The following is a 23,910-nucleotide window of genomic DNA, read 5'->3' as shown; positions in this document are numbered from 1 at the left end:
GTAAAACCGCCCCCTACCGCAATCGGCGCCTACAGCTCACCTGATGGCTGTCCTGCGCGCCACGGCAGGAGCAGCCCCGCGCTTGGCGGGAACGGCCGTCAGCGGCTCGGGTCGCCGCAGCACCCCCTCGCACAGCGTGGCAATGCATTGCTGCACCACCTGCTCGGGCGTGTATTCGCCGCCGGGCTGGTACCAGCGGCCGATCCAGCTCAGGGCGCCGGCGATCACAAAGGCCGTCATCTTCGGGTCGCACGGCTGCAGCGAACCCTCTTGCACCCCTTGGGCCACCAGACGCCTGAAAGCCTGGTCGATCTCGGACTTCATGCGGCGCAGCTCCGTGCGGCTGGGCTCGGGCACCTCTTCGTCACCCACACGGATCAGGCACATGCCAAAGGGCTGCATCACGATGTCGGCATACACCTGCATGCAGGCGCGCAGCTGGTCCACCGCGTTGCCACCGGCCTGGCGCGAGGCTTCGATGCCTTCCAGCGTCATCTGCAGCCCCTGGCTCACGCACTGCAGCAGGATCTCGTCCTTGTTCTTCACGTAGTAGTACAGCGTGGGCTTGGTCACATGAAGCCGCGCGGCGATGTCGTCGAGCGAGGTGGCGTGAAACCCGCGCTCGTTGAACAACTGCGCGGCCGCCTGCAGCACGGCCTGGCGCTTGGCCTCGCGCTGCTGCTCTCGATCGGGGGCGGTAGCCCAGGGCGATGCCACGGCCGATGCCGTCTTCTTGGGGATCTTCGGGGTCTTGGCGGCCGTTGCTGGGTTCATGGTGCTTATCGCATCGGGAAACTACCGATGCCCGGGGAAGGTGGCTGACCCAAGAATCTACTCGTGAGTAAACAGTTTACGTAAAAGTAGAAATCTACAGGTGCGAACAAACCCGCATAAGAGCCCGATGGAGACCAACCAACCCCGTGGCCCTGCCACCGCCCCCCTGCTGCAGGTCGATGGCGTCACGCTCACCTTTGGTGGCGTGAAGGCGCTGTCGGGCGTGGGCTTTGATGTGCAGCCAGGCACCATCACCGCCGTGATCGGCCCCAACGGCGCCGGCAAGACCTCGCTGTTCAACACCATCTCGGGCTTCTACCGGCCGTCACAAGGCAGCATCCGGTTCAAGGGCCAGGACATCACGCGCATCCCCGCGCCGCAGCGCGCCCGCATGGGCCTGGGGCGGAGCTTCCAGAACATCGCACTGTTCCGCGGCATGACAGTGCTCGACAACATCAAGCTCGGCCGCCACGCGCACCTCCAGACCAACGTATTCGACGCGCTGCTGTACATGGGCCGCGCACGCCGCGAAGAGGCCGAGCTGCGCCGCGACATCGAGGAGCGCATCATCGACTTCCTCGAAATCGACCACATACGCCACGCGCCAGTCGCGGCCCTGCCCTACGGCCTGCAAAAGCGCGTGGAAATGGCGCGTGCCCTGGCCATGCAGCCCGAGATCCTGATGCTCGACGAGCCCGTGGCCGGCATGAACCGCGAGGAGACGGAAGACATGGCGCGCTTCATCCTCGACGTGCGCGCCGAATGGGGCGTGACGGTGCTGATGGTGGAGCACGACATGGGCATGGTGATGGACCTGTCCGACCACGTGGTGGTGCTCAACTTCGGCCAGGTGATCGCGCAGGGCACGCCCGCCGTGGTGCAGGCCGACCCCGAGGTCAACCGCGCCTACCTCGGCTCGGGCGACGTGGGTGACCTGCGCCGCAAGCTGCAGGCGGGTGCCACCACCGCGCAAGGAGCCGCATGATGGATTGGGCCTATCTGTTCGAGATCAGCCTCACCGGCATTGCCAGCGGCGGCCTCTACGCCCTGGCGGCGCTGGCCTTCGTGATGGTCTACAAGGCTACGCGCGTGGTCAACATCGCCATCGGCGAGCTGCTGATGGTGGGCGCCTACCTGTTCTTCACCTTTGCCTCCATGATGGCGCTGCCGCTGTGGCTGGCCATTCCGGCCGCCGTGCTCGGCACTGGCCTGCTGGGCGCGCTGATCGAGCGCACCATGATCCGGCCGCTGCTGGGTGAGCCGCCCATCTCGGTCTTCATGGTCACGGTGGGCCTGGGCTCGGTGCTGGTGGGCCTGGTCGAAATGATCTGGAGCGCCGACCAACGCCGCCTGCCCGACTTCATGCCCACGCAGCCCATCATGGTGGGCGATGCCTTCCTCGCACCCAAGGTGTTCTGGGGCGCGGTGATCGCGGTGCTGTTCATCGCCGCCGTGCTGCTGGTGTTCCGCTTCTGGCGCGGCGGCGTGGCGCTGCGCGCCACGGCCAGCGACCAGGCCGCGGCGTATTCCGTGGGCATCAACGTGCCGCGCGTGTTCTCGCTGGCCTGGGTGGCGTCGGCCATGCTGGCGGCCATCTCCGGGGTCATCGTCGGCTCGATCGGCGGCATCTCGTCCAGCATGGGCGTGTTCGGCCTGTCGGTGCTGGTCGTCGTCATCGTCGGCGGGCTCGACAGCGTGCTGGGCGCGCTCGTCGGCGGCCTGTGCATCGGCCTGGTCGAAGCCCTGGCCGGTGCCTACCTGGGCGGCGAATACAAGCTGCTCGCCACCTTCATCGTGCTGGTCGGCATCCTCATGGTTCGCCCCTACGGCCTGTTCGGCACCCACGAGATAGAGAGACTCTGATGCGTATCGGAACCCTCAAGGAAACCTATGTCGCCGACGCCGCGCTGTTCGACTCGCGCACGCAAAAGGCATGGTTGGCCGTGGCCGCCGCGCTGCTCGTGCTGTTCCCCTTCATGGCCAGCGACTACTGGCTCTACCTCGCCTGCCTGGTCAGCATCAATGTGGCCAGTGCCACGGGGCTCAACATCCTCACGGGCCACACCGGGCTGGTGAGCCTGGGCCAGGCGGCCTTCATGGGGCTGGGCGCCTACACGGTTGCGGTGCTGGAAACGCGCCTGGGCACACCATTCCTGCTCAACCTGCTGGCCGGCGGATTTGTCGCCATGCTGGGCGGGCTGGTGGTGGGGATTCCGTCGCTGCGCGTCAAGGGGCTGTACCTGGCCATTGCCACCATCGCGGCATCGTTCATCGCGCACTTCATCTTTGCCAACTGGAAGTTCACCGGCGGCACCGGCGGCCTGAGCGTGCCGCCCGCCAGCCTGTTCGGCCTGCCGCTGGACACCTCGTTCCGCCTGTACTGGCTGATCGTTCCCGTCACCATCCTCATGCTGCTGGGCGCGGCCAACCTGTTCCGCACGCGCATCGGCCGCGCCTTCATCGCCATCCGCGACCGCGACATCTCGGCCGAGGTGCTGGGCATTCCGCTGCTGCGCTACAAGCTGCTGTCGTTCGGCCTGTCGTCGTTCTATGCCGGCGTGGCGGGCGGCCTGTGGGCCTACTTCTTCCGCGTGGTCACGCCCGAGAGCTTTCCGCTGCTGATGTCCATCTTCTTTCTCGCGGCCATCATCGTCGGCGGCATGGGCTCCATCCTCGGCGGCATCCTCGGCGCGGTGTTCATGACCATGGTGCCCGAACTGCTCAAGCTGGTGTTCGACCTGCTGCCCAACAGCACCGAATACACGGTGTTCCTCTCGCCCGTGCGCACCATCATCTTCGGTCTGCTGATCATCGGTTTTCTGGTGTTCGAGCCGCACGGCCTGGCCGAAGTGTGGCGGCGCGTCCGCCGCTTCTTCCACCTGTGGCCCTTCCGCAACTGAAGCCACCACACCCCGCTTTCCTGCCACTACATCACAACCGAAGGAGACAAGCATGGACCAGCAACGCATTTCCCCCCGGCGCCGCAGCCTGATGCTGGGCGCCGCAGCCGCAGCCGCAGGCGCCGCCGCGCTCACGCACCCGTTGTCGGTGCTCGCGCAGGGCGCCGAAGAGATCGTCATCGGTGGCTCCATCCCCATGACGGGCGTCTTCGCCTTCGCAGGCGTGGGCATCAACGCCGGCATCCAGGACTACGTGAAGATCGTCAACGACGCGGGTGGCATCAAGGGCCGCAAGGTCAAGTACGTGCCCGAGGACACGGGCTACAAGGTCGATGTGTCGGTGGCCACGTTCAAGAAGATCACCAGCCAGAACAAGGTCAACGTCTACTACGGCGACTCCACGGGCTTCGCCAAGACCATCAACCCGGAGCTGGACCGCAACGGCAACATCCTGATGGCGGGCGCCTCGTTCGCCTCCGAACTGAACGATCCCAAGAAGTACCCCCACCAGTTCCTGGTCGGCCCCGACTACACGGAGATGTTCAGCATCCTGCTCAAGCACATCGCCAAGGAAAAACCCGGCGCCAAGGTGGCCTTCGTCTATTCCGACTCCGAGTTCGGCCGCGACCCCATCGAGAAAAGCGAGGCCGAAGCCAGGAAGCTCGGCCTGAACGTCGTCGTCAAGCTCATGACGCCCGCCGGCAGCGTGGACGTGTCCACCGAAGTCATCAAGCTGCGCCGCGCCGCACCCGACTACACCATCTTCCACGGCTACATCCTGGCGCCCATCCCCGAGTTCATCACCCAGGGCAAGCAGCAGGGCATGACCAGCAAGTGGATGGGCACCTTCTGGACCATGGACAGCTCCACCGTCATGAAGATGGGCCCGGACGGCGACGGCTTCATGGGCGTGATGCCCTTCCGCTACTACTACGACACCGAGAAGGCGCCCATGCTGGAAAAGATCCGCGCCATGCGCCCGGATTACCAGAGCACGGCCTACATCCAGGGCTTCCTGGCCGCCATGCTGTTCCTCGAATCGGCCAAGCGCACGCTGGACGCCGGCAAGCCGATGACTGGCGCCAACCTCAAGGCGGCGCTGAACACGCTCAAGGACTTCGACACCGGTGGCCTGATCGGCGTACCGATCACCATCACGGGCAATTCCATTCCCGTGGGCCGCGTCTACAAGGCCGACATGAAAGCTCAAAAAATGGTGGCCGCCTCCGACTGGATCAAGCTCTGATGCGGTACATCCCCCTGAGCGGCTGCGCCGCTTCCCCCTTCTCTCGCAACGCTGCGCGCTGCGGGAAGGGGGACGGCACCCTCGCTGCGGGGCGGCCCTTGCTCGGTGCCCCGCGCGCAGGCCTCGCGATCACGACCATCGCTGACTCCACACCCGTTGCGACGTTAGACCCATGCCCATGAACGAAACCGTGGCTGCTCACGTCCTCGAAGTCAACAACATCGAGGTCATCTACAACAAGGTCGTGCAGGCCCTGCGCGGCCTGTCGCTGGCCGTGCCGCGCGGCCAGATCGTGGCGCTGCTGGGCAGCAACGGCGCGGGCAAGAGCACCACGCTCAAGGCGGTGTCAGGCCTGTTGGCGCTGGAGGACGGCGCGCTGGAAAGCGGCAGCATTCTCTTCAACGGCCAGAGCACCGCCGCGCTGGCGCCGCAGCAGCTGGTGCGCAACGGCCTCTCGCATGTGATGGAAGGGCGCCGGGTTTTCGAGGACCTGACGGTCGAAGAAAACCTGGTCGCCGCCACTTATGCGCTGACGGGCCGCCAGCACACAGAGCACGGTGCGCCCAAGCCCGACTTCGACCTCGTCTACACCTACTTCCCGCGCCTGCACGAGCGCCGCAAAGGCCTGGCAGGCTACCTCTCGGGCGGCGAGCAGCAGATGCTGGCCATTGGCCGCGCGCTCATCGCCCAGCCCCAGCTCATCCTGCTCGACGAACCCTCGCTGGGCCTGAGTCCGAAGCTGGTCGAAGACATCTTCACCATCATCGCGCGCATCAACGCCGAGCGCGGCACTTCCATGCTGCTGGTGGAGCAGAACGCCACCGTGGCCCTGGCCGTGGCGCACCGCGGCTACATCATGGAGAACGGCAAGATCGTCATCGACGGCTCGGCCGAGCGCCTGGCGGGCGACCCCGATGTGCGCGAGTTCTACCTCGGCATGGGCGGGGCCGGGGAAGCCAAGAGCTTCAAAGAGATCAAGCACTACAAGCGCCGCAAAAGATGGCTGTCATGAACCTCCCCGAACTCACCCTGCCCCAGATGCTGCGCGAACGCGCGCGCCAGGATGCCGCGCGCGTCGCCATCCGGCAAAAGGATTTCGGCATCTGGAAGCCCTTCACCTGGGCGCAGTATTTCGAGCGGGCCTGCCACTTCGGCCTGGGCCTGCGCGCCCTGGGCCTGCCCGAGGGCGGCCATGTGGGCGTGATCTCCGAGAACCGCATCGAATGGGTGCTCACGCAGATGGGCGCGGGCCTGGTCGGCGCCGTCACGGTGGGCGTGTACCCCACCAGCCCCTCGCCCGAGGTGGCCTACGTGGTGGGCCACGCCGACATCGAGATCATCGTCTGCGAGGACCAGGAGCAGACCGACAAGGTGCTCGACGCCCTGGCCGATCTGCCGCGCCTGAAAAAGATCGTGGTCATGGAAACCAAGGGCCTGCGCAGCTTCGCGCCCGCCGTGCGCAGCCTCATCATCCCCTTCGACGAGGTGGAACAACTCGGCGCGCACAACGGCAAGCGCTCGGACATCGAGGCCGCGCTGGCGCGCCAGCAGCTCGACGACATCGGGCTCATGATCTACACCTCGGGCTCGACCGGCAAGCCCAAGGGCGCCATGATTTCCTACCGCAACATCCGCGGCGTGGTGCCTGGCATCGCGGACCGGCTCGAACTCTCGCGCGACACCACGCACCTGTCCTACCTGCCGCTGTGCCATGTGGCCGAGCAGATGCTCACCACCTTCGTGCCGGTGTATGTGGGCTCGCAGGTCAACTTCGGCGAATCCATCCGCACCGTGCAGGAGGATCTGCGCGAGGTGGCACCCAGCATGTTCCTGGGCGTGCCGCGCATCTGGGAGAAGATGCACGCCGCCATCAGCATCAAGCTGCAGGAAACCGGCGGCCTGCGCCGCGCGCTGTTCCGCAAGGCCTACGCCGCCTGCCAGCCGCTGGCAGAGAAGCCCCGCGCGCGCTGGAGTTTCGGTGACATGCTCACCTACACCGCCAGCTATTGGCTGGTGTTCCGCGCGCTGCAGAACTTCATCGGCCTGCGCGAGGCCCAGGTGGCGCTCACCGGCGCCGCGCCCATTCCGCCCGACGTGGTGCGCTTCTTCCGCGTGCTGGGCGTGCCGCTGGTCGAGGTCTACGGCCTGACCGAATCCACCGGCATGGTCACCGGCCACAGGCTCGACGACGTGGTGGTGGGCACCGTGGGCGTGCCCACGCACGGCGTGGAATGGCGCATCGCCAAGGGCGGCGACGACGCCATGGGTGGCGAATTCCAGATCAAGGGCGAGATGGTGTTCGCGGGCTACTACAAGAACCCCGAGGCCACGGCGCAAAGCATCGTGGACGGCTGGCTGCACACCGGCGACGTGGTGCGCCTGGTGGACGGCCAGCTCAAGATCGTGGACCGCCTCAAGGACATCATGATCACGGCGGGCGGCAAGAACCTCACGCCGTCCGAGATCGAGAACACGATGAAGGCCAGCCCCTACATCAAGGAATGCGTCATCGTGGCCGAGGGGCGCAAGTTCGTCGGCGCGCTGGTCATGCTCGACTATGAAACCGTGGGCAAATGGGCCGAGGCGCAGCGCATCCCGTTCACGCATTTCCGCTCGCTGGTCGAAACACCGCAGGTGCGCGCACTCATCGACGCCGAGATCGCCACCGGCAACGCCAAGCTGGCGCAGGTGGCGCAGATCCGCAAGTTCCACCTTTTACCCAAAGAGCTGGACCACGACGACGGCGAAGTCACCGCCACCATGAAGGTGCGGCGCTCCAGCATCTACAAGACCTACGCCGCCGAGATCGAGGCGCTGTATGTCTGAGCACATTCTTTAACCACATTGGCCTTCAACGTTTTCCAGTAAACCGCTGAATGCTCCTTTTTCAATAGCACACCATGTCCGGCAACACTCCCCTGATCGTCACCCGCCAGGGCGCCATCGTCACCCTGCAATTCAACCGCCCCGAAGCCCTGAACGCGCTGGACCTGCCGATGGCCCAGGCCCTGCTCGCTGCGGTGCAGGCCATCGCCGCCGACACCGGCGTGCGCGCCGTGGTGCTCAAAGGCGCGGGCCGCGCCTTCATTGCCGGGGGCGACCTGGCCACGCTGCACGCCAACCCGGCCCAGGGCGCACGCGACCTGCTGGCCCCGCTGAACGCCACGCTGCAGCTGCTGCAACAGATCGACGCACCCGTCATCGCCCAGGTGCATGGCGCGGCGGCGGGCGGTGGCCTGTCGCTGATGCTGATGTGCGACTTCGTGCTGGCCGCCGACGGCACCAAGTTCAACCTGGCCTACATCAACCTGGGCACCAGCTGCGACGTCGGCGGATCGTGGGCGCTGCCGCGCCTGGTGGGCCTGCGCCACGCGCTGGAAATTGCGCTGTTGGGCGACGCGTTCACCGCCGACGACGCACTGCGCCTGGGTCTGGTCAACCGCGTGGTGCCCGCCCCCGAACTGGACCGCACCACCCAGGCCTTCGCCGAGCGCCTGGCCAACGGCCCCACCAAGGCCTACGGCCAAATGCGCCGCCTGCTGCGCACCAGCTTTGACCGCGACCTGGGCGCGCAACTGGCGGCCGAGGCCCAGTCGTTCGACACCTGCGCCCACACCGCCGACATGCGCGAAGGCCTGCAAGCGTTCTTCGACAAGCGCAAGCCCCGGTTCCAGGGCCGCTGAGCACACCCTTTTTTCATTTCCAGGAGTTCTGCCATGACCCGCCGTGACGTCTTCGTCGTCAGCACCGCCCGCACCGCCATCGGCACCTTCGGCGGCAGCCTGAAGGACGTGCCCAACACCCAGCTCGCCACCACCGCCGTCAAGGCCGCCATCCAGCGCGCCGGCATCGCGCCCGACGCCGTGGGCCATGTGGTCATGGGCAACGTCATCCCCACCGACACCAAGGACGCGTACCTGAGCCGCGTGGCCGCCATCGACGCCGGCTGCCCCATCGAGACGCCCGCCTTCAACGTCAACCGCCTGTGCGGCTCGGGCCTGCAGGCCATCATCAGCGCCGCCCAGGCCATTGGCTACGGCGACTGCGACGTGGCCGTGGGCGGCGGCAGCGAATCCATGAGCCGGGGCCCCTACTTCGATACCGCCGCACGCTACGGCGCCCGCATGGGCGACGCCAAGAGCATCGACTACATGCTCGGCATCCTGCACGACCCCTGGCAGAAGATGCACATGGGCATCACCGCCGAGAACGTGGCCGAGCGCTACAAGATTTCGCGCGAGATGCAGGACCAGCTGGCCCTGGCCAGCCAGCAGCGCGCCGCCGCCGCCATCGCCGCCGGCTACTTCAAGGAGCAGATCGTCCCGGTCGAAATCGCCACGCGCAAGGGCACCGTGCTGTTCCAGGAAGACGAACATATGCGCGCCGCCACCACGCTCGATGTGCTGGCCGGCATGAAGCCCGCCTTCAAGAAGGAAGGCGGCACGGTGACGGCCGGCAACGCCTCGGGCATCAACGACGGCGCCGCCGCCGTGGTGCTGGCCGCCGGCGACCGACTGCAAGCCCTGAACGTGAAGCCCCTGGCCCGCCTGGTGGGCTACGCGCACGCCGGCGTGGAACCGGCCTACATGGGCATTGGCCCCGTGCCCGCCACGCAGAAGGTGCTGGCACGCACCGGCCTCCAGGTGCAGGACATGGATGTGATCGAGGCCAACGAGGCCTTCGCCGCCCAGGCCTGCGCCGTGGTGCAGGAGCTGGGCCTGGACCCCGCCAAGGTCAACCCCAACGGCTCGGGCATTTCGCTCGGCCACCCCGTGGGCGCCACGGGCGCCATCATCACCACCAAGGCGATTGCCGAGCTGCACCGCACCGGCGGGCGCTACGCGCTGGTGACGATGTGCATCGGCGGCGGCCAGGGCATCGCGGCGATCTTCGAACGGGTTTGAGTCTTTTTGGCCTCCAGCGCTTGCCCATCAAACGCTGAAAGCCCTCCATTCAATAGCAACCATGCTCCCCAACACCCTCCTCACGGCCGAGCAGAAGGCCGAATTGCAGCTCTTCACCGAATCGCTGGAGCGCTTTTGCGACGCCGAGATCGAGCCCCATTACCGCGACTGGGAAAAGGCCGGCCTGGTGGCCCGCGAGCTGTTCTGCAAGATGGGAAAAAACGGCTACCTGTGCGCCGACGTGCCCGAGGGATACGGTGGTCCCGGCGCCAGCGTGCATTTTTCCTTCGCCGTGGTGGAGGTGCTCTCGCGCCGGGGCTATGGCGGCTTCGTCGGCGGGCTGCAGGTGCACAACGACATCATCCCGCCCTACCTGCTGCACTGCGGCACCGAGGCGCAGCGCCAGTACTGGCTGCCGCGCATGGCCAGCGGCGAGGCCGTGGCGGCCATCGGCATGACCGAGCCGGGCGCGGGCAGCGACCTGAAAGCCATCCGCACCACGGCACGGCGGGAGGGCGATGAATACGTCATCAACGGCAGCAAGATCTTCATCAGCAACGGCCAGCACTGCGACCTGCTGGTGCTGGCCGCCAAGACCGACCCGGCCGCTGGCGCCAAGGGCGTGAGCCTGTTCCTGGTCGATACGAAAACACCCGGCTTCACGCGCGGCCAGAACCTGGAGAAGATCGGCCAGCACGCGGGCGACACCTCCGAGCTGTTCTTCAACGACCTGCGCGTGCCGCTCGATGCGCTGCTCGGCGGCGTGGAAGGCCAGGGCTTCGTGCAGATGATGCGCGAACTGCCACGCGAGCGCCTCATCATCGGCGTGCAGGCAGTGCACGGCGCCAAGGGTGCGCTCGACACCACGCTGCAATACGTGCAGGAGCGCCAGGCCTTCGGCCAGAGCATCGGCCAGTTCCAGAACACGCGCTTCACGCTGGCGCAATGCGCATCCGACATTGCCGCCGCCGAGGCCTTCCTGGCCTTGAGCGTGGCCGCTCACGAGCGCGGCGAACTCACGCCCGAAGCGGTGAGCGCCCTGAAGCTGCACACCACCGAAGTCTTCGGCCGCGTGGCCGATGCCTGCCTGCAGCTCTTTGGTGGCTACGGCTACATGGCCGAGTACCCGATCTCGCGCTTCTGGACCGACGCGCGCGTGCTGCGCATCTACGGCGGCACGTCGGAAATCATGAAGGAGCTGGTGGCGCGCTCACTGCTGGGGCGCTGAACAGGGATTTTTGCGCAAGCCCCTTCCGGGCCTCGGCCAGCGCAGTGTCAACGCGCTCCGCTGCGTCCGGTCTGCGGGATGAGCCAATAAGCCAGCATGCCCAGCGTCACACCCCAGAACGCGGCCCCCAAACCGAACAGCGACATGCCCGAGGCAGTGGCTAAAAAGGTGATGACCGAGGGCTCTACGTATGCCCCCTCTTCGGCCAGCGCCCGGATGTTGGACACCACCGCACCGATGAGTGCCAGCCCTGCGAGCGCCGCCACCAGGGATGTCGGGAACGCCGCGAACACCTGCACGATGGTGCCGGCGAAGGTACCACCAACGATGTAGAACACACCATTGGCCATGCCGGCCACGTAGCGCTTATCAGGGTCATGGTGCGCATCTTTGCCGGTGCACAGCGCCGCCGTGATGGAAGCCAGCACGATGGAGATGCCGCCAAAGCACGCAACCAGCAGCGACGCGATGCCGGTGCCAGTCACCACGGCACGCGACGGCACAGGGTAGCCCGCAAGCCGCAGCACCGCCATGCCGGGCAGGTACTGCCCGGTCAGGCTCACCAGCACCAGCGGTATCGCCAGGCTCAGTATGGCCCCCGCCTCGAACCGGGGCGCGGTGACCACCGGTGTGGCCAGAGACAGACCCAGCGACTGCAGATGGGTGGAGCCCATCGCCCACGCAACAGCAAAGCCCGTGCATGCCACCAGCACGATGGCGTAGCGCGGCCAAAAGCGCCGGCCCAGCAGGTAAGCCCCCAGCATGGACAACACCACGGCGGGCGCTTCCCCGCTCACCCGGAAAGCCTGCACGCCGAACTGAAAGAGAATGCCGGCCATCATGCCGGCCGCAATCCCCTTGGGAATCTGGTTGACGACCTTCTCAAAATAGCCCGTGACTCCCAGCAGCACCACCATCGCAGCCGCCACCAGGTAGGCTCCCACCACCTCGGGCATGCTGAGGTGCGGGAAAAGGGTCAGGAGCAGCGCCGTGCCCGGTGCGGACCAGGCGGTAACGATGGGCAGCCTGAGCCACCAGCTCAGCAGCAGGCCACTGATACCCGCACCCATCGAGATCGCCCAGATCCAGGATGTCAGCTCGGCTGGCGACACTCGGCCCACCTGCGCCGCCTGGATGAAGATCACGAGCGGGCCGGCATATGAAATCAGCACCGCCAGAAAACCCGCCACCCAGGCGGTCAGAGACCAGTCCTTGAACCGCATGTGATTCAGCCAATCGTGTACAGCATTGTGTTCGGGGCACCGGGTGCGTCAGTCCGCGCGGATGTTGCGCTGCTGAAGCAACTTGCTCCAGCGCGCGGCTCAAGTGCTCGGGCAGATACTGCGGCGCCTCAGGCTGCTTGGGCGCTGGCAGCCGCAGGTCAACACCCTCAGCGCGACAGGCCGGCCTGCACCGTCTGCATTTTGACGGTATCGGCAACCGAAGCTTGTGCCAAACCCGCATCGCGCCGGTACCAGAGGATGAAACCACCCATGGCCAAGGCAGCCACCAGACCAGGCAGGGCAAACGCCAGGAAGTTCATATTGAGTGGCAGCTTGGCCGCCAGCAGCGAACCCCCCAGCAGCGGACCGACGATGGCACCCGTGCGGCCCACACCCGATGCCCAGCCCAGACCGGTAGAGCGCATGGCCAGCGGGTAGAACTGCGCGGTGTTGGCGTACAGCAGAATCTGCGTACCGATCGTGGTGGCACCCGCAATCGTGATCAGCAGATACAACAGGGGCATGGGGCTGTTGAAGCCCAGCAGCGCAATGGCCACGGTACCCACGGCAAAGAACGCCAGCACCACCTTGGGCAAGCTGAAGCGGTCGCCCAGCCAGCCCCCGGCAATGGCACCGGCCATGCCGCCAAAGTTCAGCGCCAGCAGGAACGACAGGCTGGAGCCCAGGCTGTAGCCCGCACCCGCCATCAGCTTGGGCAGCCACGAGCCCAGCGCGTAAACCATGAGCAGGCAGCAGAAAAACGCCAGCCAGATCATGAAGGTGCCTACCGCGCGTCCGTCCTTGACCAGGTCGAGCATCGGAACGCCAGCGCCCTTGGCGTCGACAGCCACCAGACGTGCGTCGGCGTCGATCTTCGCATCGGGGCTCACCCGGGCCAGCATGTCGCGGGCCTGCTTGTCCTTGCCCTGGCGCACCAGAAAGCCCACGGACTCCGGCAGCTTCCACATGATCAGCGGCAACAGCAGCATGGGCACGGCGGCAGCAAAGAACATGGCCTGCCAGCCGAACCGCGGCAGCATGTAGATGCCCAGCCCGGCCGACAGCATGCCGCCCAGCGAGTAGCCGCTGAACATCAGCGCCACCAGGGTGCTGCGGGCGCGCTTGGGGGCGTATTCGTTCATCAGCGCCACGGCATTGGGCATGAGGCCGCCGCAGCCCAGCCCCGCGATGAAGCGGTAGATGCCGAACTCGGTGGGTGTCGTGGCAAAGCCATTGAGGAAGGTGGCGAAGCTGAACATCACGAAGCAGATCGCGATGCCCTTCTTGCGGCCGATGCGGTCGGCCAGCGGGCCGAAGATGAAGGCACCAAACATCATGCCAAACAGCGCATAGCTGCCCAAGGCCCCCGCTTGCACGGGCGTCAGGCCCCACTCGGTCATCAGCACGGGCAGCACCACGCCGTAGATGAACAGGTCATACCCGTCAAAGATCAGCAGCAGGGCGCACAGCGCCACCACCATCCAGTGAAACCGGGTAAAGCGGGCATTGTCAATGATGGGATTGATTTCAATTGTTTTCATGTTTGTCTCCTCAAAAAGGATGGGCAGACGCCCCAGGCCCCCACCGACAAGCGGCGTGCCCCGGACGCACACTGGAATCAGCCCTGGTCGCCACCGCCCACGGGAATCACCGTGCCGGTGATGTAGGAGGCCTCGTCCGAAGCCAGGAACAGGATGGCGCTGGCCTGCTCATCGAGCGTGCCGTAGCGCTTCATGAGCGTGCTGTCCACCGTCTGGTCCACGATCTGCTGGTACCAGGCCTGCTCTTTCTTGCCGGGCTTGGCGCTGTTGCGCGGAATGCGGCGCGGAGGCGCCTCGGTACCGCCCGGGGCCACGGCGTTGATGCGGATGCCGCGCTCGCCGTTCTCGAAGGCCAGGCAGGCCGTCATGGCATTCACACCGCCCTTGGCCGCACCGTAAGGCACGCGGTTGACGCTGCGCGTGGCGATGGACGACACGTTGACGATGGCGCCCTTTTTCTTCTTGAGCATGTAGGGCAGCACGGCGCGGCAGCCCCACAGCGTGGGAAACAGCGAGCGGCGCACCTCGGCCTCGATCTCCTCGGGGCCGTAGTGCTCGTAGGGCTTGGTCCAGATGGTGCCGCCCACGTTGTTCACCAGCACGTCGATGCGGCCAAAGGCCTTGTGCGTGGCTTCTGCGGCCTGCAGTGCGCCCTCGAACTTCTCCAGGTCGGTCTCGATGGCGATCACGCGGGTGGTTGCGGCCAACCGGTCACGCAGTTCAAGCACCAGGGGTGACCGGTCCACCAGGGCCAGCGTGGCGCCCTCCTGGGCGGCACGCTCGGCCACGCGCTCGCCAATGCCTTGCGCGGCGCCGGTGATCAACATCACCTTGCCTTCAAATCGCTTGTTCATGCCTTGCTCCTGGGTCACGCAGCCGCAGCCACGGGCGCGGCAGCCTGGGTGGGGGTGAACTTTTCGTAATGGAAGCTGGCGGGCGCGATGCCCGCCGCCTTGAAGTGGCGCTGCACGGCATCGACCATGGGCGGCGGGCCGCACAGGTAGACATCCACATCCCCTTCGTACAGGGCCTGGGGCGGCAGGTGGTCGGTGACGTAGCCCTGGTGCGGATGCGCGGTGGCGGCATCGGCCACGCAGGTGCCGAACGTGAAGCCGGGGATGCGGCGTGCATAGTCTTCCAGGCGGTCCACCATCACCAGGTCCTGGTCGCGGGTCACGCCGTACAGCATGTGGATGGGCTGCGCGCAGCCTTGCACCGCCAGCGTCTCCAGCATCGACAGGAAGGGCGCCAGCCCGGTGCCTCCGGCCAGGAACAGCAGCGGCCGCGTGACGGGGCGCAGGTAGAAGCTGCCCAGCGGGCCGGTCATCTCCAGCTTGCTGCCGGCCTGGGCCCCCGTGAGCCAGCTGCTCATCAGGCCCTCGGGCACATGCTTGATGAGGAAGGTCATGCGGCGCGCGCCGGTGGCCGAGCTGAACGAGTACGAACGATGCAGCCCGCTGCCGGGCACACCGATGTTCACGTACTGCCCGGGCAGGAAGCCCGGGGCGTCCTCGGGCACATCCAGCGCCAGCTCGTAGGCGGCGTCGCTGTAGCGTTCCACTGCAGCCACGGTGCCGCTGAACTTCGCCGTGCCGGTCTTGCAGGCCGTGGACGCTACCGGGACCGCAATCACGCAATCGGAGCGGGGCACCATCTGGCAGGTCAGCACCAGCCGCTGCCCCGCCTCATCGGCGGTCAGCGCGTCTTCGATGTAGTCGTCACCCAGGTCGTAGTCCCCGCTCTCGGCGCGGCACTTGCAGGTGCCGCACACGCCGTCGGAGCAATCCATGGGCAGGTTGATGCGCTGGCGGAAGGCGGCATCCAGGACTTTCTCCTGGGCGCCGCAGGCAATGAAGCGGGTCACCCCGTCTTCGAAATTCAGGGCAATGTTGTAGCTGCTGCTCATCATGTTCTCCTGGCTGGTCAGACGTGGTAAACGTCGATGACCTGGCGGATGTAGTCGTTCTTCAGCACGATCTTCTTGCGGCCGATGAGGAAGCTGCCTTCCTGGCGGCGCAGCGTCACGAACATCGTGCCGAAGAACGCGTCGGTGGCCTTGTAGCGGTGGCTCATCGTGTGGAAGTTGTAGCGGACATCCACCTCGGTGCCGCGGTCTGCCAGCACCTCGACGTTGAGCACCGCGTGGCCCGTGCGGGCCTCGGGCGTGGAGGCGCCGGAGCGTTCCGTCTTGATGCGGAACACGCGGTCTTCCAGGCCATGGCGGTTGCCGTAGTAGATCAGCGAAATCTGGCTGTGCGGGTCTTCGGTGATGCGGTCATCGTCGTCCCAGGCAGGCATCCAGTACTCGACATCCTCGGCGTACAGATCCAGCCATTCGTCCCACTGGCGGTCGTCCAGCAGGCGGGCTTCGCGGTACAGGAAGGTGCAGATGGCGTTGTAGTCGGCGGTCATGCTGCGTCTCCCTGGCGCTCCGTTGCCACAGCCTTGCGCATCTCCTGCGCCCAGTACTCGTGCTGGCACACGAACAGGCCTTCGTCTTCGCTGCGCTCACCACTGAGCAGGGGCTTGAGGCCCATCTTGCGGGCGTTCTCGTCAGGCCCATCAATCCACAGCGGCGCGCCGCGGCTCAGGTCGTTCCACGGTGCGGCCTTGCCGGCGTAGCCGTTCTGGCAGGAACGGAACTCTTCCAGGTCATCAGCCGTTCCCATGCCCGACACGTTGAAGAAATCCTCGTACTGGCGGATGCGGGTGGCGCGGTCTTCCGCGCTTTCGCCCTTGACGGCGAAGCAGTAGATGGTGATTTCGGTCTTGTCCACACTGATGGGCCGCGCCACGCGGATCTGTGTGGAGAACTGGTCCATCAGGTACACGTTGGGGTACAGGCACAGGTTGCGCGTCTGCTGGACGATGAAATCGGCCTTGTCTTCGCCCAGGCGCTCCTTCAGTTCTTCGCGGCGGTTGTAGACCGGGCGCACTTCAGGATTCATGGTGTTGGTCCACAACAGGATGTGACCGTTCTCGAAGCCGTACACGCCGCCCGTGCTCTTGCTCCAGCCGTTGGCGTCCACGGCCTTGGTGCCGCCTTCCTTGCGGCGGCCCATGGTGGCGGCATAGTTCCAGTGCACCGAGCTCACGTGGTAGCCGTCGCAGCCGTTTTCCATCTGCAGCTTCCAGTTGCCGTCGTAGATGTACGAGGAATTGCCGCGCAGCACTTCCAGGCCTTCGGGGGCCTGGTCCACGATCTGGTCGATGATGACGCGGGTCTCGCCCAGAAAATCATGCAGGGGCTGCACGTCGGCATTCAGGCTGCCGAACAGGAAGCCCTTGTAGCTTTCAAAGCGCGCCACTTTTTTGAGGTCGTGCGAGCCTTCCTTGTTGAACTGCACCGGGTACTCGGTGGTCTTCTCATCCTTGACCTTGAGCAGCTTGCCGGTATTGTTGAAGGTCCAGCCATGGAAGGGGCAGGTGAAGCTGCCCTTGTTGCCATGCTTCTTGCGGCACAGCATGGCGCCGCGGTGGGCGCAGGCATTGATCACTGCGTTGAGCTGGCCGTCCTTGCCGCGCGTGATGACGATGGGCTGGCGGCCGATGTACGTGGTGAAGTAGTCGTTGATCTCGGGGATCTGGCTTTCGTGCGCCAGGTAGACCCAGTTGCCTTCGAAGATGTGCTTCATCTCCAGCTCGAAGAGATCGGGGTCCGTGAAGATGTCTCGGCGGCAGCGGAAGACGCCGTTTTCCTTGTCGTCCTGCAGAGCGCCTGCTATCAGGGCTTCAACATCAGGGCGCTCAGCGATGGCAGCAGTGGTGTTCATGGTGGGATTCCTCAGGGTACAGCTGTCCCCCCCGCCGCGCGCGGCGCGGCAGTGCAGGGGGCGAAAGCAAAAGGGAGCGGGGTCGGCCGGGTGGCAAAGCACCCGGCCTTGGTGGATCAGGCCGCCAGGCGTGGGCGGTCCACGAGCTGGTTGTCCACGCCGTTGACCAGCGCGCTGAGCGTGAAGTCAAAGACGATTTCTGCAAACGGACCGTCCACGCCTTGCGCCTGGATGCTGGCGGCGTCGGTGCGCTCGACCACGGCAGGCACCAGGCCTTCGCGGGTGGCGTAGGCGAAGTCATCGTTCACCAGCGGGTCGCCATCGATGTTGATCTGCGTGGTCAGCTTGCGGTGGCCGTCGGCCGTCACGAAGAAGTGGATGTGGGCGGGGCGGTTGCCGTGGCGGCCCAGCTGGTTCAGCAGGGCTTGCGTGGGGCCGTCGGGTGGGCAGCCGTAGCCCTTGGGCACGATGCTCTGGAACTTATAGCGGCCCTGTGCGTCGGTGATGATGGTGCGGCGCATGTTGAAGCCCTGCTGCTCGCCCGTGGGGTCGTAGTGCGAGTAAAAGCCCTTGGTGTTGGCATGCCACACCTCGACCTTGGCATTGGGCAAGGGCTTGCCGTCGGCGCCGTACACCGTGCCGTGCATGACAAGCGTGTGGCCTGCCTTGTCGCTGCCGTCGTCCAGGCGGGCAAAGCCCTGCGCTTCGGGGGCACCGGCCACATACAGCGGGCCCTCGATGGTGCGAGGCGTGCCGTTTTCGATCCCCAGTTCCTTGTCCTTCGCGTCCATGCGCATGTCCAGGAAGCGGTCCAGGCCCAGACCGGGCGATAGCAGGCCGGCTTCGCCGCGGGCGCCGAGGGTGTTCAGGTAGGCAATGCCGGCCCAGTATTCGTCCGAGGTGATGTCCAGGTCGTCGATGGCCTTGAACAGGTCCGACAGCAGGCGGTGCACGATCTGCTTGGCGCGGGGGTTGCCGCCGGACTGCGTCAGGCCGCTGGCCAGATGCAGGAAATCCTGTACTTCGGGGGTGTTGAAAATATGGGTGGCCATGGTTATCTCCTTGGATCGTGGAATGAATGCGGGAACCGAACAGGGAAAGTGAAAGACGCGTGCAAGGCTCAGTGCGCGGTGGCGGCGGGTTGCGCCACCCCCACGGCACTGGTCCGTTTCCGGTCGCGACGGAAGTGCTGGACACGGTCTTCGTCCAGCGCCATTCCAAGGCCTGGCGTCGTCGGCACCGCCAGCTGGAAATCTCGGTACTGCAGGGGCTCTGCCAGAATTTCTTCGGTCAGCAACAGAGGGCCGAACAGCTCGGTGCCCCACTGCAAGGTGCGGAAGGTGGCGAACGCATGGGCCGATGCCATGGTGCCCACAGCACCTTCGAGCATGGTGCCGCCGTACAGCTCGATGCCAGCGGCATCGGCAATGGCCGCCACCTGCAGGGCTTCGAGCAAGCCACCCGATTGTTCGATCTTCACGGCGAACACGTCGGCACCGGCCATGCGCGCCAGCGCAAACGCAGAGGCAGGCCCGGTGAGGGATTCGTCAGCCATCACGGCAATGGGATAGCGACCCTTGAGCCGCGCCAGTGCGTCCACAGACGCCACGGGCTGCTCCACCAGATCGCAACCGGCATCGACCAGGCCCGCCAGACCGTGCTGGGCATCGAGCTCGCTCCAGGCCATGTTCACATCCACGCGCACCGAGGCACGATCACCCAGTGCCTTCTTGATGGCGGCCACGTGGGCCACATCGTCGGCCACGGCGCGGCGGCCGATCTTGAGCTTGAAGATGTTGTGGCGGCGCTGGGCCAGCATGCGTTCGGCTTCGTTGATGTCCTTGGCCGTGTCGCCCGATGCCAATGTCCAGGCAATGGGCAGGCTGTCGCGCACACGGCCGCCCAGCAACTGCGACACCGGCAAACCCGTGCGGTGGCCCAGTGCGTCGTACAAGGCCGTCTCGATCGCGCACTTGGCAAACCGGTTGTCCTTGATGGCCTTGTTGAGCCGGGCCATGATGGCCGGCACGTGGTTGGCATCGGCACCGACCAGCAACGGTGCGAAATAGGTGTCCACCGCCAGCTTCATGCCCTCTGGCGATTCGGCGCCGTAGGCCAGGCCGCCGATGGTGGTGCCTTCGCCCACGCCCACCGTGCCATCCGAGCAGTACAGGCGTACCAGCATCAGAGTCTGGCCGTTCATCGTGGCCATCGATAGCTGGTGGGGGCGGATCGTGGGCAGGTCCAGCAGAAGGGTCTCTACCCGCTCGACAACGGCCAAGCTGGTGCGGGATTCAGGGCGTGTTGTGTGTTGCATGGGCCGAATTGGACCGCGCGCCCCCCAAACGATCCAACACCAAATATGTCTTGTTCAATACTCTGTTGGTATAGTTAAAAATTCCATCCATAAGAATCAACAACTTATGGCCTAACCATCTGAAAACCTATGGTTTACCCTAATGGATATCCGCCAGCTCAAATATTTTGTGGCCGTTGCCAATGCACGCAACTTCACCCGTGCATCAGAACTGCTGCACATCGCCCAACCGCCGCTGAGCCGCCAGATACAGCTGCTGGAGGAAGAGCTGGGCGTCAAACTCATTCTGCGCAACACCCGTCCCCTGCGGCTGACTGAGGCGGGGCGGGTGTTCTACGAGCAGGCGTTGCAGATCATCAACCGGTTGGACCAGCTCAAGACCACCACCCGCCAGCTCGGGCTGAACGAGAAGCAGACCTTGTCCATTGGATTTGTGGCGTCCACCTTGTATGGCGGCCTGCCCATGCTGGTACGCCAGCTGCGCCACCGCTACCCGGATGTGGACATACACCTGGTGGAGCTGACATCGCTCCAGCAGTTTGCCGCGCTGAAGTCCGGCCGCATCGATGTGGGTTTTGGGCGCATACGGGGCAACGACTCCACCGTGGCGCGCACCATCCTGCGCGAGGAGCGGCTGGTGCTGGCCCTGCCGCCCGACTCCCCCTTGGCGGGGGAATCCAGCCGCATTGCGCTCAGCGCGCTGGAAGGGCAAAAGCTCATCGTCTACCCCAAGGAGCCCCGGCCCAGCTTTGCCGACCATGTGCTGAGCCTGCTCAACGACTATGCCGTACGGCCATCTGAAGTGCACGAGGTGCGAGAGATCCAGACCGCCCTGGGGCTGGTGGCCGCAGAATCCGGGCTGTGCCTGATCCCCGCATCAGCACGCTTGCGCAGCGATTTGGTCTACCGCCTGATTGACGACCCGCGCATCACCTCGCCGATCATCATGAGCCACCGGCTCAACGACAACGCTTGGTACATCCCTGCCATCAAGGAAACGGTGGCGGCCATGTATGCCGAGAACCCGCCCTGGCTGGACGTGGAGCACAGCGTGTTCCCAGGTGCGACGGCATCGAAGGCAATGCCCGCGGCCGGGCGGCGACGGCCGACCTCTTGAGCAACCCGGGAAAGCTGCCACACGCGTCCCAGGCAGTGCCGCTGCGGTACGGATGGTGGGGCAATGAAATCAGAACGGCGCCGACTCCGGGTCGGTGTCCACCGGCGCTTCTTTGGGCCCGGTCACCATGCCACCGCCGGCTGCTTTGCGTGCAGGTGCGGATGGCGCAGAAGATGGCGCGGACTGTGGCACCGGTGCGCCTGCGGCCATCGCCTGCGCCGCGCTGGCCACGCCGCTCTCGGCCTCGCCGCCCAGCGCTTCGATCAGATCGGGGATGAGCTTGACCAGCTCGCCCGTGGCAATGGCCACGTCGGTGTCGAAACCGCCATCGTCGGCCTTGGTGCCTTCGAACACCGTGTCGAGAAACGAAACTTTCTTGATCTGCAGGCCTTCGGTCAGCATGAAGGACACGCGGTCGTCCCAGGTCAGCGCCAGCTTGGTGGGCAGCTTGCCGGCGGCGATATGGGCCTGCACCTCCTCGATGTCGAGCGGGTGGCGGGCGTAGCGCACCACGGCCTTGGCCTCGTCGGCGCTTTTGAGCTCGCATTCGCGGTCCACGGTAAAGCCCACGGGCGGCTCCTGTGTGGCCAGCCAGTGCGACATGGCGGCCTGCGGGCTGGTGGCAGTGTGGATGAGCGAGACCGACAGGCCGGGCAGTGATTCGACCAGCAGGGTCACCACCTCGTCGGCGCGGCCTTGGGCTGAGGTGTCGAGCACCAGCAGGCGCGACGCGGTGTCGATCCACACCCACATCGAGCCCTGCTTGGTGAAGGCCATGGGCAGCAGGTCGAGCTTGGCCTCGTCCTTGAGTTCCTTGCTTTCCTTCTTGCCGGGCTTGCGGCCGGTTTCCTGCTCGATGCGTTCGGCCTTTTCCTTCACGCGGCGGGCCAGCACGCTGCCGGGCAGCACCTTGGATTCGACCATGAAGCGCAGGATCCACTGCCCCCCGACCGATTCGGCCAGCGGGCCATGCGCATCACCGCGCGGCGGCACCCAGCCCAGGGACTTTTCCTGGGTGGCACCACATTCGAGGAAAGGCATCTTGGCCAGCGCCTCTTCCACCTGCGTCAATTCCACCTGCCATTGCGGCGCAATGCGGTACACGATCATGTTCTTGAACACGGACAACCTTTGTTTCTCTAGCCAATCCAGGGCACAGCCGATATTGTCGGGGGTCGGCGGGTCGCCTGGCCCGTGCAGCGGCGGTTTTTACTATTGTTTTAATAGCTTTCGGTGCTTATTTAAAAGGCTTTACCTGCCATTTTTAGGTGAAATCCATACAGCAGGGGCACCGGGCTTCTTCCTGCAACTTTACACAGGCGTATCAATCTCACACAGGCGTGTTACACGGGCCGCGCACACTTGCCTTCAACCGCTGGAACGGTCGTACCAGCGGACCAACCCAACGAAAGGGCTTTCGCCATGTCTTTCTTCCAACGCCGTATTGCCGCCGCCGCCGTGATGGCGGCCCTCACCCTTCCCGTGCTGGCCCAGCCAGCACCCTCTGCGCCACCAGCCGCCGGAGCAGCGGCCGAACAGGCGCGCAAGCCGGGCGACTGGCAAGAACGCCACCAGGCCTATATGGCCAAGCGTGCCGAAACCATGAAGGCGCAACTGAAACTGACCCCCGCGCAGGAACCGGCCTGGGCCACCTTCACCGCCGCCATGCAACCTGGTGAACGCCCCGCCCGCCTGGACCGCGCCGACATGCAAAAGCTCACCACACCCGAACGCATCGACCGCATGCGCGCCCTGCGCGCCCAGCACGCCGCCGAAGCCGACCGCCGCGGCGAAGCCATCAAGACCTTCTATGCCACCCTGACGCCAGAGCAGCAAAAGACCTTCGATGCCCAGACCGGACACATGCGCGGCAAAGGTGGCAAGGGCGGATACCGCGGCGACTGGGGCTATGGTCCTGATGGATACGGCATGATGCGCGGCGGCGACATGCCCATGGGAGGCCCTGGCCGATAAGGCCTGCGACAGCCATCCCCCCACGGATCCCCGCGAGCCCGGTGCTTTGGAAAGCACCGGGCTTTTTTCATTGTGGACAAGCATGGGGACAGTTCTGGAACAACCGGGCGGTTATCCACAGAAAAAACGGGAAGCCGGAAGTTGTTATCTGCCAGCACCAGAGTTCAGGGGGCACTGCGCACATGGTTCCAGCCAACGCAACTGCGCGCCAGCATTCATAAAAATGGCCTTGTCCACAAAAAATGGCGCCTTCTACTACTACTGCTATTTATATATAGAACCATAGAAGAACAACCAAAACCTTCTTTGCGCCGCTGCAGTTGTGTTGAATGGCATAAAAATGGGAGCCTTCTTCCCCTTCCCCTGAAAAACCTGTGCACCTTGCGAGCCATCTGAAAACCTGGGCCAAAAGCGTCCAACGGGACGGCGTCACCCTGTGGTTTGCCGCGCGCCACCCACGGGCACCCTGGTATGCCAAGGCACTGGGCGTCTTCGTCGTGGCCTGAGCCCCATTGACCTGATTCCGGACTTCATCCCCATGCTGGGCTATCTGGACGCTGTGCTGCTGCTGCCGGGGTTGATCTGGCTGGTGATCCGGCTGATGCCGGCGCCGGTGCTGCAGCAATGCCGCGCACAGGCCGATCTGTGGATAAAACCCAAGGGCAGCAAGCCCACCAGCCGTATCGGTGCGGTGCTGATCGTGGCCGTCTGGATCGGCGCCAGCCTGGCGCTGTGGCACGGGTGGATCAGGCCCTGGCTGGCTGCATAGGATTCAATGGCCGTTTTTTGCTATTGAATAAATAGCTTATTGCGCTTCATGGACGGGCGCTATCCACCGATTTCCATCGAAATTTCCTGAACCACGGCCCGCAAGAACAAAACTGGGGATAGTTCTGGCACAACCGGGGGCTTA

At 65.2% G+C, this 23,910-nt stretch carries 21 protein-coding genes and 1 pseudogene; 12 read left to right on the top strand and 10 right to left on the bottom strand.

Going from position 1 to position 23,910, the window contains the following annotated elements; translation table 11 throughout:
• Positions 1-36: 36 nt before the first annotated feature.
• Positions 37-774: a TetR/AcrR family transcriptional regulator gene (locus tag BLW02_RS04885; RefSeq protein ID WP_092697271.1), complete on the bottom strand. Its 738-nt coding sequence runs from the start codon at positions 772-774 to the stop codon at positions 37-39.
• Positions 775-901: 127 nt separating this feature from the next.
• Between BLW02_RS04885 and BLW02_RS04880 the strand changes: the two genes are divergently transcribed.
• The 9 genes from BLW02_RS04880 to BLW02_RS04840 all read left to right on the top strand — a co-directional run bounded on the left by BLW02_RS04880 (position 902) and on the right by BLW02_RS04840 (position 11,052).
• A complete protein-coding gene (locus BLW02_RS04880) occupies positions 902-1,759 on the top strand; it encodes an ABC transporter ATP-binding protein (RefSeq protein WP_092697270.1) in 858 nt (285 codons plus the stop codon).
• A complete protein-coding gene (locus tag BLW02_RS04875; protein WP_092697269.1) occupies positions 1,756-2,637 on the top strand; it encodes a branched-chain amino acid ABC transporter permease in 882 nt (293 codons plus the stop codon). The genes BLW02_RS04880 and BLW02_RS04875 overlap by 4 nt, the downstream gene beginning before the upstream one ends.
• Entirely contained in the window at positions 2,637-3,674 is a 1,038-nt protein-coding gene (locus BLW02_RS04870; protein WP_092697268.1) for a branched-chain amino acid ABC transporter permease, read from the top strand. The genes BLW02_RS04875 and BLW02_RS04870 overlap by 1 nt, the downstream gene beginning before the upstream one ends.
• A gap of 52 nt (positions 3,675-3,726) precedes the next feature.
• Positions 3,727-4,920: an ABC transporter substrate-binding protein gene (locus BLW02_RS04865; protein ID WP_092697267.1), complete on the top strand. Its 1,194-nt coding sequence runs from the start codon at positions 3,727-3,729 to the stop codon at positions 4,918-4,920.
• Positions 4,921-5,098: 178 nt separating this feature from the next.
• Positions 5,099-5,932, top strand: coding sequence for an ABC transporter ATP-binding protein (locus BLW02_RS04860; protein ID WP_092697401.1), 834 nt, complete (start codon positions 5,099-5,101; stop codon positions 5,930-5,932).
• On the top strand, positions 5,929-7,746 hold the full coding sequence (locus BLW02_RS04855; protein WP_208859687.1) for an AMP-dependent synthetase/ligase: 1,818 nt from the start codon (positions 5,929-5,931) through the stop codon (positions 7,744-7,746). Before BLW02_RS04860 ends, BLW02_RS04855 begins: the two co-directional genes overlap by 4 nt.
• Positions 7,747-7,820: 74 nt before the next feature.
• The gene (locus BLW02_RS04850; protein WP_092697265.1) at positions 7,821-8,603 is read left to right on the top strand and encodes an enoyl-CoA hydratase/isomerase family protein; all 783 of its coding nucleotides are present in this window, start codon (positions 7,821-7,823) and stop codon (positions 8,601-8,603) included.
• Positions 8,604-8,636: 33 nt separating this feature from the next.
• Positions 8,637-9,824, top strand: coding sequence for an acetyl-CoA C-acyltransferase family protein (locus BLW02_RS04845; RefSeq protein WP_092697264.1), 1,188 nt, complete (start codon positions 8,637-8,639; stop codon positions 9,822-9,824).
• A 61-nt stretch (positions 9,825-9,885) separates the two neighbouring features.
• Positions 9,886-11,052 (top strand): acyl-CoA dehydrogenase family protein, encoded by a 1,167-nt coding sequence (locus BLW02_RS04840; protein WP_092697263.1) that lies wholly within the window; start codon positions 9,886-9,888, stop codon positions 11,050-11,052.
• A 47-nt stretch (positions 11,053-11,099) separates the two neighbouring features.
• On the opposite strand, the gene BLW02_RS04835 is transcribed toward BLW02_RS04840, so the two are convergent.
• From BLW02_RS04835 to BLW02_RS04800, 8 genes are all read right to left on the bottom strand, one after another.
• The gene (locus tag BLW02_RS04835; protein ID WP_092697262.1) at positions 11,100-12,275 is read right to left on the bottom strand and encodes a benzoate/H(+) symporter BenE family transporter; all 1,176 of its coding nucleotides are present in this window, start codon (positions 12,273-12,275) and stop codon (positions 11,100-11,102) included.
• Positions 12,276-12,442: 167 nt separating this feature from the next.
• The gene (locus BLW02_RS04830) at positions 12,443-13,816 is read right to left on the bottom strand and encodes an MFS transporter (protein WP_092697261.1); all 1,374 of its coding nucleotides are present in this window, start codon (positions 13,814-13,816) and stop codon (positions 12,443-12,445) included.
• A gap of 77 nt (positions 13,817-13,893) precedes the next feature.
• Entirely contained in the window at positions 13,894-14,670 is a 777-nt protein-coding gene (locus tag BLW02_RS04825) for a 1,6-dihydroxycyclohexa-2,4-diene-1-carboxylate dehydrogenase (RefSeq protein ID WP_092697400.1), read from the bottom strand.
• A 14-nt stretch (positions 14,671-14,684) separates the two neighbouring features.
• Complete coding sequence (benC, locus tag BLW02_RS04820) at positions 14,685-15,722, bottom strand: benzoate 1,2-dioxygenase electron transfer component BenC (protein WP_092697399.1); 1,038 nt, start codon at positions 15,720-15,722, stop codon at positions 14,685-14,687.
• 17 nt (positions 15,723-15,739) lie between these two features.
• Positions 15,740-16,228, bottom strand: a complete 489-nt coding sequence (gene benB, locus BLW02_RS04815; RefSeq protein ID WP_092697260.1) for a benzoate 1,2-dioxygenase small subunit — start codon at positions 16,226-16,228, stop codon at positions 15,740-15,742.
• Positions 16,225-17,589 carry a Rieske 2Fe-2S domain-containing protein gene (locus tag BLW02_RS04810; RefSeq protein ID WP_092697259.1) on the bottom strand — a complete coding sequence of 455 codons (1,365 nt, stop codon included), beginning with the start codon at positions 17,587-17,589 and terminating at the stop codon, positions 16,225-16,227. Before BLW02_RS04810 ends, benB begins: the two co-directional genes overlap by 4 nt.
• 116 nt (positions 17,590-17,705) lie before the next feature.
• Positions 17,706-18,641 (bottom strand): catechol 1,2-dioxygenase, encoded by a 936-nt coding sequence (gene catA, locus BLW02_RS04805; RefSeq protein ID WP_092697258.1) that lies wholly within the window; start codon positions 18,639-18,641, stop codon positions 17,706-17,708.
• Between the two features lie 68 nt (positions 18,642-18,709).
• Positions 18,710-19,906, bottom strand: a complete 1,197-nt coding sequence (locus tag BLW02_RS04800; protein WP_092697257.1) for a muconate/chloromuconate family cycloisomerase — start codon at positions 19,904-19,906, stop codon at positions 18,710-18,712.
• Positions 19,907-20,048: 142 nt separating this feature from the next.
• Between BLW02_RS04800 and BLW02_RS04795 the strand changes: the two genes are divergently transcribed.
• Positions 20,049-21,023: a LysR family transcriptional regulator gene (locus tag BLW02_RS04795; RefSeq protein WP_092697256.1), complete on the top strand. Its 975-nt coding sequence runs from the start codon at positions 20,049-20,051 to the stop codon at positions 21,021-21,023.
• Between the two features lie 69 nt (positions 21,024-21,092).
• On the opposite strand, the gene BLW02_RS04790 is transcribed toward BLW02_RS04795, so the two are convergent.
• Positions 21,093-22,145, bottom strand: coding sequence for a recombination-associated protein RdgC (locus tag BLW02_RS04790; protein WP_092697398.1), 1,053 nt, complete (start codon positions 22,143-22,145; stop codon positions 21,093-21,095).
• Positions 22,146-22,445: 300 nt separating this feature from the next.
• Here BLW02_RS04790 and BLW02_RS04785 point away from each other — a divergent pair, with 300 nt between their 5' ends.
• Together BLW02_RS04785 and BLW02_RS04780 are read left to right on the top strand one after the other, a co-directional pair.
• On the top strand, positions 22,446-22,997 hold the full coding sequence (locus BLW02_RS04785) for a Spy/CpxP family protein refolding chaperone (protein ID WP_092697255.1): 552 nt from the start codon (positions 22,446-22,448) through the stop codon (positions 22,995-22,997).
• A gap of 374 nt (positions 22,998-23,371) precedes the next feature.
• A pseudogene (locus BLW02_RS04780) lies at positions 23,372-23,766 on the top strand (YkvA family protein).
• Positions 23,767-23,910 lie beyond the last annotated feature (144 nt).

This window comes from Acidovorax soli (assembly GCF_900107605.1).
Classification (GTDB): domain Bacteria; phylum Pseudomonadota; class Gammaproteobacteria; order Burkholderiales; family Burkholderiaceae_C; genus Acidovorax; species Acidovorax soli.
Note: the sequence above shows the minus strand (reverse complement) of the source record. Positions and strands in the feature narration are given on the sequence as shown.

Bases quoted from the DNA above. Each gene is read 5' to 3' on its own strand.
- BLW02_RS04875 (WP_092697269.1), top strand. From the start codon at position 1,756: ATGATGGATTGGGCCTATCTGTTCGAGATCAGCCTCACCGGCATTGCC.
- BLW02_RS04860 (WP_092697401.1), top strand. From the start codon at position 5,099: ATGAACGAAACCGTGGCTGCTCACGTCCTCGAAGTCAACAACATCGAG.
- BLW02_RS04800 (WP_092697257.1), bottom strand. From the start codon at position 19,906: ATGCAACACACAACACGCCCTGAATCCCGCACCAGCTTGGCCGTTGTC.
- BLW02_RS04840 (WP_092697263.1), top strand. From the start codon at position 9,886: ATGCTCCCCAACACCCTCCTCACGGCCGAGCAGAAGGCCGAATTGCAG.
- benC (WP_092697399.1), bottom strand. From the start codon at position 15,722: ATGAGCAGCAGCTACAACATTGCCCTGAATTTCGAAGACGGGGTGACC.
- BLW02_RS04855 (WP_208859687.1), top strand. From the start codon at position 5,929: ATGAACCTCCCCGAACTCACCCTGCCCCAGATGCTGCGCGAACGCGCG.
- BLW02_RS04785 (WP_092697255.1), top strand. From the start codon at position 22,446: ATGTCTTTCTTCCAACGCCGTATTGCCGCCGCCGCCGTGATGGCGGCC.
- BLW02_RS04880 (WP_092697270.1), top strand. From the start codon at position 902: ATGGAGACCAACCAACCCCGTGGCCCTGCCACCGCCCCCCTGCTGCAG.
- BLW02_RS04850 (WP_092697265.1), top strand. From the start codon at position 7,821: ATGTCCGGCAACACTCCCCTGATCGTCACCCGCCAGGGCGCCATCGTC.
- BLW02_RS04835 (WP_092697262.1), bottom strand. From the start codon at position 12,275: ATGCGGTTCAAGGACTGGTCTCTGACCGCCTGGGTGGCGGGTTTTCTG.
- BLW02_RS04830 (WP_092697261.1), bottom strand. From the start codon at position 13,816: ATGAAAACAATTGAAATCAATCCCATCATTGACAATGCCCGCTTTACC.
- BLW02_RS04885 (WP_092697271.1), bottom strand. From the start codon at position 774: ATGAACCCAGCAACGGCCGCCAAGACCCCGAAGATCCCCAAGAAGACG.
- BLW02_RS04870 (WP_092697268.1), top strand. From the start codon at position 2,637: ATGCGTATCGGAACCCTCAAGGAAACCTATGTCGCCGACGCCGCGCTG.
- benB (WP_092697260.1), bottom strand. From the start codon at position 16,228: ATGACCGCCGACTACAACGCCATCTGCACCTTCCTGTACCGCGAAGCC.
- BLW02_RS04825 (WP_092697400.1), bottom strand. From the start codon at position 14,670: ATGAACAAGCGATTTGAAGGCAAGGTGATGTTGATCACCGGCGCCGCG.
- catA (WP_092697258.1), bottom strand. From the start codon at position 18,641: ATGGCCACCCATATTTTCAACACCCCCGAAGTACAGGATTTCCTGCAT.
- BLW02_RS04865 (WP_092697267.1), top strand. From the start codon at position 3,727: ATGGACCAGCAACGCATTTCCCCCCGGCGCCGCAGCCTGATGCTGGGC.
- BLW02_RS04810 (WP_092697259.1), bottom strand. From the start codon at position 17,589: ATGAACACCACTGCTGCCATCGCTGAGCGCCCTGATGTTGAAGCCCTG.
- BLW02_RS04795 (WP_092697256.1), top strand. From the start codon at position 20,049: ATGGATATCCGCCAGCTCAAATATTTTGTGGCCGTTGCCAATGCACGC.
- BLW02_RS04845 (WP_092697264.1), top strand. From the start codon at position 8,637: ATGACCCGCCGTGACGTCTTCGTCGTCAGCACCGCCCGCACCGCCATC.